Source organism: Bacteroides sp. D55t1_190419_B8, from assembly GCF_015558905.1.
Lineage (GTDB): Bacteria > Bacteroidota > Bacteroidia > Bacteroidales > Bacteroidaceae > Bacteroides > Bacteroides vicugnae.
The window spans coordinates 280353-288196 of record NZ_JADMOU010000005.1; the positions used below are offsets into that span (position 1 = coordinate 280353).

Here is a 7844-nt window from a genome sequence, read left to right on the forward strand (position 1 = left end):
AAAAATAATAATGTAATATGAATATTCAGGAAATTTTAAATATGGTTGACGAAGACATAGCACGTGCCGAAGAGCAACAACCAGATAACAAGGAGGAGAATATCGATTTTCTGTTGTCCGAATTGGAAGCATCCCGTGAATTGGACGAGGACCGGCTTGCGGAAAAATACCTGGCCATGCACACTATGTATCAATTCCTTACCCGACCAGGTAATCTTATCAAAATACTTGACTGTAAAGATCAGCTTACGCTAGGTGAATGCCTGCCTATGCTCACTTATCTTCCGTGGGTAAAAGACACCGAATTTGAACGGCTCTGTCTGGAAGCATCATTTTGTTCCCTGTATAACCATTTTCAATATGGAAATGAACTGGAAAAAGGTTTTGCAGCCATTGCAACCATAAAATTACTGCTTCATCACTCAGAGCAGCTTTTACCTTGTTTCGAAGAGTTTCAACAAATAGCCTACGAAAACGAGCACTTGCATAAACAGATGGACGAAGTGGATTTCCAGTATGAACCCCAAATACTACTTTATCAGGTGCAGGCTTCGATGGTACCTTTCGTCCGGCGAGTTTACGAAATGTATCCGATGCTGGAAGAAGAAAGAATAAATGAATTCTGCAATAGAATCGAAGCAACGCTTGCTGATTTAGAATTGTCGCAGGAGAGAATGATGTTTAAAACCCGACTGATTTATAATTTCATGATTGAAGCGGATATCAGGTGCTATGAAGGAATAAATGAAGAAGAGGAATGATAGTCATTCGACTACAAATAAATCCCGGCCTTGCGGTTTCATCCTTGAGCCGGGATTTATAAATGAAAGAAGAACCCGATATCTCGTTTCTGACTTTTCTTACCGCCAGTACTTATTATTTATTCAAATATCCATTTTTCGCAGCCTCCCAACCAATAATTGCAGTCTTTCGAATCTCTCCCCAGTGGTAATTACCCAACTCACCGGAAGAACGAATGACACGATGACATGGAATAAGGAAAGCTACGGGATTCTCACCGACAGCCGTTCCTACAGCCCGGCAAGCCTTCGGGTTATTAATACCTGCGGCTATATCTCCATAAGTAGTCAATCCGGCGACAGGGATTTTCAGTAAAGTCTCCCAGACCTTTAGTTGAAAGTCAGTACCTTTCAAATGCAGCTTTATATCTTTAAGTTTCCTCCAATACTGCGTGAAGATGGATAAAGCATTTTGCTGCATCTCATCCACAGCCGGAGTAAACGTTGCATTAGGAAACTTCTTCAACAAGGAATGAAATGCCGCATCGTGATCGTCTGCAAACTCCAGACAACAGATACCTTTATTGGTAGATGCAATAAATAGTTCACCAAAAGGACTTTTGGCAAAACTATAATTGATAGAAAGATTTTCACCACCGTTTTTATACTCACCCGGTGTCATACCTTCTATATTTACAAACAAATCATACAATCTGCCTGTACCTGAAAGTCCCGTTTCCTGTGCCGTATCAAACAAAGACGCATGAGTCTCATCCAAGATTTTCTTGGCATATTCAATACTGGTATATTGCAAGAACTTCTTAGGACTAACCCCTGCCCACTCCGTAAACATACGTTGGAAATGTGCCGTACTCAACGCCACTTCCCGGGCAATCTCATCCAATCCCGGTTGCCTTTTGAAATTCTCCCTTATATACCCGATTGCCTGTGCAATACGTGCATAATCAAGCGTTTCTTGCTCATTCATAACAGAGGTTTGCCGTTTAATTCCAAATCCAGTAACCGTTTTTTAGCAGGAAGACCGCCGGCATAACCCACAAGCGTGTGGTTACTGCCGATAACACGATGACACGGAGCAAAAATAGAAATAGCGTTCGCACCATTAGCAGCGGCAACCGCACGGACAGCCTTCGGCATATCCAGCTGTTTCGCCAATTCTCCGTACGATACAGTCGAACCGTACGGAATATCCAGCAACTTATACCATACGCTTTTCTGAAAATCCGTACCTACAAAAAGCAAAGGCACTTCAAACGCAGTCCGTTCACCATTGAAATATTCGTCCAACTGCTGAATCGCTTCCTGTATAACCTCGGATGTACTTTCTTCATAACAGGCTTTCAACACTTTCCGCAACCTCTTGTCTACCATATCTCTATGACTTTCAACCGCCCAGTCACAAAGACAAAGCCGATCTTCAAACGAGCCAAGCATCAAATCGCCACAAGGAGAATGATAACGCTGTATCTGAATGACATTGCCAACTATTTCTTTCCTTTTATCTTCCATCTTAACTTATTTTCGGGGATTGATAGCACTGCTTTTGTTTTCCACACCTGCAAAAATACATTTATTGTACTTACAACTGAAAAAGCAATCCATCATATTTTGACTTTCAACCCCATTTTAGTTTCCAATGCCACAAAATTAGCACACAAATATCTGATAAACGACCCGAAAATTGCGATTCTTATAAAAAGAGGACAACTAAATTCAAAATAAGCCGCGATTTTATTTTTGTATACGATTTACCCTCACACCCTCACCCTTTGAACCAAATCCTTTACTCATGGGAGTTACAGGTGTGAGGGTAAAGGTGAGGGCAGAGTGAGGGTGACTTTTACCCTCACCCTGCCCTCACTCTGATTCCGATTGACTATTCCCCTTATCAACTACTCCACCTTCATCAAATGATAAAGCGTTCCCTTACGAGATTTACGGCAAGGAATATTCAGTTTTTGAAGTGCGCGCCCGAACTGTCCCACCTTACTAATAGCCAACTTATCCCGTGTTTTCGTCTGTAAATAGCTCAAAATCTGCATAGCAGTCAGCCATTCGCCTTCCATTTCCTCCTCTACCGGATTAAGATAACAATGAAACAACTGCTCCAACGGACTAGCCTGTTCGAACTCACGGTTGGTCTGTTTCAATATATTTTCATCTTCATCATTCAGCCAATAACGTTCCCCTTTATAAATCGCCTCCATTGCTTGAGCATACAACTGTTTATAATTGATGGTAACGTTCGTTTGAATAGGAGCCGTCACCTCGATACAAATGAAACGGCGGCTACCACTGGGATCGGTAAGCAAATCTTTCTGATTGCTGGTTCCGATAAAAGAAGCATAACGCCTCATTTCCCGAATCGTATTACCGTAAGGCTTACGCAAATTCGCGACAGGCTTCTGCAACAAATGCTTCAGGAATCCCTGCTGACTGACATTAATCTGATCGAACTCATCAATATTAATCAGAAAAAAGCGCCCCAAATAACGTTCCGCCTCCTGCTTACTCTTGAAATCAATACTGTCCGTATAGCCGAAACGAAGTTCCGGCGGCAGGATAATGCGACAAAATGTAGACTTGCGATACCCTTGCGAACCGACTAGCAAAGGCGAAGTACTATTACCATGCTGCCGGTCAACTCCCCTCCAATGCGCCACCATACTAAGAAACCAACGGTAAAACAATTCCTGCCAATGCGGATTATCACAAGGAACCAAACCAGCCAATGCACGAATACGATCCTTCCCGTCCCAACGCCCTGCCTCATAAAGATATTCTTCGACAGGATTGTACAAAGGAACACATTCCGAATTCAGAAAACGATCCACATCACGGTCCCACGCACTGATTCCCTCTTTCAATGCATTGATTGCAATGCTGTTGCGCACCCGTTTATCCACCGGCTTAAAGCAAAAATGAACGGAGTCACGCTGACGATATTCCAAATCATCCAGCACCGTATTGTAACGGAATTCATAACGGCGTTTCATAAACTCTTCCAGCAGAAAAGCCGTCTCCTGCTCTTTGCTGATGCTGCATTTCTTGCCGAATCCCTTACATTCCTGATAAAGATTATGGAGTATCGAACGAATCACCAGTTCTTCCTCCTCACGATAATAATGAATCATCGTCTGCCGTATCGCTTCCTCTTCGGGGATACCCGCCTTGAAACAATGCTCGGCAAGGCGGACCAGCAAAGGTTGCAAGTCGTCCCCACGTTTCCAGTTCTCCATTTCCTGAAGTGCCCTGTTCAATGCCGCTTCATAAATCTTCGTGAACGTTTGCGCCGACTCATATCCCGGTTGCAATCGCAATAAGGGATTCTTCTCGCCCTGCTTCCGCTGGCGGAAAGTCTCTTCTCCCGGCATCGTAAGCGGCTGTTCCAGACAAAACGGCACTGCATCCGGATTATAATAAGGAGCCTCATCCAACGTCATACGACATTTCTGGGTCAACACAGGTTCCTTCAGATCAATATCGAAAGGTAACATCGGCTGATAACATGTCACAGCCAGCCGATAAGCATGGACATGAAACAATTCCGCCTCCGCCTCTTCAGATGGCAACCCTCCATCATCCGGCAAGGCAAAACGCACCCATATCTTCACACTACGACCACTGGAACCACAAAAAGCGGCAAAAGTCTGTGGCAGAAGTGCCGCTTGCCGTTTCACAAATTCCGCTTCCGACCCACCGGCCAGCCGGCTCACTTCCAACTGTACCAATCCGTTATACTGCTTCATCTTCCGTTCACCCTCTTTGGTCCGGGTATATTCCACAGCAGAATAAATGTATGGCAACTTATCTATATGTTCGTACCGGGCATATGTACCTTCCAATAACGGTATAATTTCCCGCAAAGCCGTGATATGCCCCGCTTTCGTTTCCGTTTTCATTTTGTCGAATAATGTGCCTGCCTCGCAAATGCTAAGAGCTTCTTTTCCGCTCCCGTTGTCTTGTCTGATTAAAGTAATTTTCATCCTATTTTTGTCTATTTTTTCTACAATCAAATATAAATGTTTAATTCCTGTAAAGATACGCTTTTATCTTCCGGAAAACAAGCATTTCATCTGATAAATACCCGTATTTCATTTGCATTTGCCTTATTATTTATGTATCTTTGCTTAGTAGTTGCCAAGGGCTCACCCGTGTGAACAAACAGGCTATCAATTGTAAATAAAAACGTCCACAGACGTAAACAGTCTTGTTCACATGAGTAAGCCCTTGCAAAGCATTAGAGCTTAACAAAAGAAACATTAAGCGCTAACGTATTACTACTTAAGAGAATACATAACAAGAACCGTTACTTTAAAAACAAACAAAAGCTATGGCAATATTATTCGATTGGTATGAAGACCCGAAACCTTCAGACAAACAGCAGGGAGAAAACAAAAAGACCCTGCATCCGCGCATCAAATACAACGGTTCCACAGGGACCGACGTACTGCGGCGGCGTATTCAGGAACGTTGCTCACTGACGGAGACGGACGTCTCTGCCGTGCTCGACGCTCTTTCGCACATCATGGGACAGGAATTGGCGGAGGGACGCCAGGTACATCTGGACGGCATCGGTTATTTCCATCCCTGCCTGACCACCACGGAACCTGTGACGATAGGCACTAAACGGAAAGCAACTAAAGTGAAACTGAAAGCCATCCAGTTTCGTGCCGATCAAACATTGAAAAACGAATTTGGCGTGCTTAAAGTGAAAAGCCTCAAAGGAGGACTGGATTTCACCCAACTAACGAATGAGGAAATTGACCTGCAACTGACAAAGTACTTCCAAACCCACCCATTCATGCGAAGATATGATTTTCAATACCTTTGCGGAATGGCAAGAAGTACAGCTATGCGACATATCCGGCGTCTGCGCGATGAAGGTAAATTGAACAATATGGGTGGAGCCATGCAGCCGATTTATGTGCCGGGAAATGGATATTATGGTAATAATGAAGCAATTAGTGTAAAAACGGAATAAGATTAGCCAACCCAAATCAGGACGAATCAGGGTGAGGGTAAAAAGTTACCCTCACCTACTCTCACCTTTACCCTCACACCTGTAACCCCGATGAATAAATGGATTAAGCATAGGGTGAGGGTGTGAGGGTAAAAACGTCACCAACATTTATTTGAGAACATTCTTAATGCAAGCAACTATTGCACAAGAGTACCTCCATACAGTTCCATCTTTTACCGGGGAATCTTAACCATTTCAACCGGCTGCTCCTGTATCTTATCCAACGGGTGTGACTGATATCTTACCTTTGAGAAATCAATAGCCTTTAAATCGATGCAACGTATCGAATTGTTATAGGCCGTTTCATAATAAATCTTCCGGTTCGTCAGGTCGATAGCCGAGGTCCATTGCGTAGCACTTGGAATATCAGGAATATCCCCCTGCGAATGTTCTATACCGATAGGAACATCAAAATTGTTAAGCAAGTGGAAACATTGCTGCACGGTATCAAAGCCTGTAGCACGTTGAGGAGCTGTCCCCCGATAAAAGGCAGCACGTACAAACCGAGAAGGAGGCGTGGCATCGCCCGGAATGCCGAGAAAACCGGAGTTACCACCAGTCGGCTGCAACGTAATACCGCTCAATTTTTGCACGGAAGCGTCACCCGGATGAAGATTGACGTAGTTGTTCAAATTAGTAAGTTGCCATTCAAAGCCGGGGGCATTCGTCAATACCCCTACTTCATTCTCATAAAAATGCGGCACACCACCTACAATTTCCAACACAACCTGACGTCCCGACGGTTCACCGATACGCCAGTGTACTACCGCTGTCTTTTCCAGCCCTACGACACGTACAGAAGAAAGGGCTGCCTTCACCTCGTCAATAGTGGAAAACTGCGACAACAGCCACCCCGCCACTTGAAGGTCTGCCAGTGTCCGCTGGTTCTGTGCAGCATCATACGTCTCATAACCACCATAGTGAGGAAAGAAAAATAGTCCGGCTGAAAGTCCTGCCTCATTGATTCCTTCGGCAATAAACTCTTTTTGCACAACAGCCAGACCGACCACCCCATATTTTGCCGTAAACGTCAGTCCATTGACACCTGTAGGAGTGAATGACGTGAGCTGTTGGCCACGTGGAATAATCACATATTCGCTTTGCAACACACCGCGCGCCCATTCAATCGTACGGGCTTGCACATAACTGCCGTCACGGGATGTCAGTGAGATTCCCGTACAAGCTACAGCCTGAAAAGTGCTGCCACATACGGCGGCAGCAATCCCTAACAATAAGTTCTTTGTCATCTTCATCATTATCTATATATTTATCGCTAAAAACTCAATACTGTATAAAGACAACAAAATATGGGTTATTTTAGTTTGCAGATAAATGCGGCATATTGAAACGTTTTTGATCGCCATACTCTGGATGGTGTACCAACGTTCGGTTTTAGGATTATAGTCTTCCCAAAGATGAACACCCGTGAGTTTACGGTCGGCATCGAGCAATTGCGGTTTCGGGACTACATCAGTTTCAATCCTATGATTGAAAGAATCAAAGTCGTCATAAAAAACAAACGCCCCAAAGTGACCGGTTCATGGAAAAACAGAATACCGACCAATACGGTTCCCACTGCCCCTATTCCCGTCCAAACAGGATATGCAGTGCCGATGGGTAATGTTTGCGCAGCCTTTGCCAACAGGTACATACTTAAGGTTACAGAGATTACAAACCCCGCTCCCCATAAATAAAAGTCAGCACCCGTTGCTCCTTTTATCTTACCCAGACAAAAAGTGAAGCCGACTTCAAAGAGTCCGGCAATAATCAATATTATCCAATTCATATCTTTCTATTTTAAAATCAGACTGCAAAATTAGGCAGACAGCTGGAGCTTTCACTTTACATTTGATAAGAAATGACTGCATAAGAGTATGAACAATTCCTCTTTCCTAATCTAACTTTTTGTATTTTTGCAGAAAATGGTGCGACAAGAAGTCGTACAAGTAATTGTTCAGCATAATGTCTGAACCTGTTGTTCCGTCAACAGTAGCCTAAAGAGGCGTGCTTTACGAGTAATTGTTTGGTGCGAAGCCCTCTTGACAATATGGTTCTATGCA

General features: G+C 43.9%; 7 protein-coding genes. 2 read left to right on the top strand and 5 right to left on the bottom strand.

Translation table 11 applies throughout. The features are described from left to right. Nucleotides 1–17 precede the first annotated feature (17 nt). Nucleotides 18–761 (top strand): hypothetical protein, encoded by a 744-nt coding sequence (locus I2I13_RS07100; protein WP_148365375.1) that lies wholly within the window; start codon nt 18–20, stop codon nt 759–761. A gap of 115 nt (nt 762–876) precedes the next feature. On the opposite strand, the gene I2I13_RS07105 is transcribed toward I2I13_RS07100, so the two are convergent. From I2I13_RS07105 to I2I13_RS07115, 3 genes are all read right to left on the bottom strand, one after another. Beyond that, nucleotides 877–1728, bottom strand: a complete 852-nt coding sequence (locus tag I2I13_RS07105; RefSeq protein ID WP_195649185.1) for a methylated-DNA--[protein]-cysteine S-methyltransferase — start codon at nt 1726–1728, stop codon at nt 877–879. Then, nucleotides 1725–2270, bottom strand: a complete 546-nt coding sequence (locus I2I13_RS07110; protein ID WP_195649186.1) for a methylated-DNA--[protein]-cysteine S-methyltransferase — start codon at nt 2268–2270, stop codon at nt 1725–1727. The genes I2I13_RS07105 and I2I13_RS07110 overlap by 4 nt, the downstream gene beginning before the upstream one ends. Before the next feature lie 383 nt (nt 2271–2653). Then, nucleotides 2654–4747 carry a BT4734/BF3469 family protein gene (locus I2I13_RS07115; protein ID WP_148365379.1) on the bottom strand — a complete coding sequence of 698 codons (2094 nt, stop codon included), beginning with the start codon at nt 4745–4747 and terminating at the stop codon, nt 2654–2656. Nucleotides 4748–5094: 347 nt separating this feature from the next. Between I2I13_RS07115 and I2I13_RS07120 the strand changes: the two genes are divergently transcribed. Continuing rightward, complete coding sequence (locus I2I13_RS07120) at nt 5095–5745, top strand: HU family DNA-binding protein (RefSeq protein WP_148365380.1); 651 nt, start codon at nt 5095–5097, stop codon at nt 5743–5745. Between the two features lie 212 nt (nt 5746–5957). On the opposite strand, the gene I2I13_RS07125 is transcribed toward I2I13_RS07120, so the two are convergent. After that, nucleotides 5958–7040: a linear amide C-N hydrolase gene (locus I2I13_RS07125; RefSeq protein ID WP_148365382.1), complete on the bottom strand. Its 1083-nt coding sequence runs from the start codon at nt 7038–7040 to the stop codon at nt 5958–5960. A gap of 209 nt (nt 7041–7249) precedes the next feature. Further along, nucleotides 7250–7570, bottom strand: a complete 321-nt coding sequence (locus tag I2I13_RS07130; RefSeq protein WP_074557503.1) for a multidrug efflux SMR transporter — start codon at nt 7568–7570, stop codon at nt 7250–7252. Nucleotides 7571–7844: the final 274 nt, after the last annotated feature.

Excerpts from the sequence above, each read along its gene's own strand:
- I2I13_RS07105 (WP_195649185.1), bottom strand. The coding sequence starts at position 1,728 with ATGAATGAGCAAGAAACGCTTGATTATGCACGTATTGCACAGGCAATC.
- I2I13_RS07110 (WP_195649186.1), bottom strand. The coding sequence starts at position 2,270 with ATGGAAGATAAAAGGAAAGAAATAGTTGGCAATGTCATTCAGATACAG.
- I2I13_RS07125 (WP_148365382.1), bottom strand. The coding sequence starts at position 7,040 with ATGATGAAGATGACAAAGAACTTATTGTTAGGGATTGCTGCCGCCGTA.
- I2I13_RS07115 (WP_148365379.1), bottom strand. The coding sequence starts at position 4,747 with ATGAAAATTACTTTAATCAGACAAGACAACGGGAGCGGAAAAGAAGCT.
- I2I13_RS07120 (WP_148365380.1), top strand. The coding sequence starts at position 5,095 with ATGGCAATATTATTCGATTGGTATGAAGACCCGAAACCTTCAGACAAA.
- I2I13_RS07100 (WP_148365375.1), top strand. The coding sequence starts at position 18 with ATGAATATTCAGGAAATTTTAAATATGGTTGACGAAGACATAGCACGT.
- I2I13_RS07130 (WP_074557503.1), bottom strand. The coding sequence starts at position 7,570 with ATGAATTGGATAATATTGATTATTGCCGGACTCTTTGAAGTCGGCTTC.